The organism is Psychrobacter sp. TB55-MNA-CIBAN-0194 (genome assembly GCF_040309505.1).
Taxonomy (GTDB): Bacteria; Pseudomonadota; Gammaproteobacteria; order Pseudomonadales; family Moraxellaceae; genus Psychrobacter; species Psychrobacter fozii.
Window position 1 is genome coordinate 1 of record NZ_JBEOOW010000242.1, and the last position, 275, is coordinate 275.

General features: G+C 42.2%; 1 pseudogene. It reads left to right on the forward strand.

Going from position 1 to position 275, the window contains the following annotated elements:
• Positions 1-204 (forward strand): annotated as a pseudogene (locus AAEY75_RS14995) (GFA family protein); the annotation flags it as partial.
• Positions 205-275 lie beyond the last annotated feature (71 nt).

The following is a 275-nucleotide window of genomic DNA, read 5'->3' on the forward strand; positions in this document are numbered from 1 at the left end:
TTGGGCGGCAATCTAATATTAATACCCACAACAAATTATCCTGATGTGGCGGCACTACCCAAGCCAACTATGCATCTATTTTATAATCGCCGCACCAGCGATATAAAGGATGATTTGCCCAAGTACAACGGCTTTGTGCAAAGTCAGGCGATGATCTTGAAGGCGCTTGCTCAAGGTATGTATAAGAGAGTCAGTAAACGCTAGTAGTATTAGCTTTGATAGACTCTACCAATGATCATTTGGAGCCCAATATGACTTCAACCGCAGTAGAAATT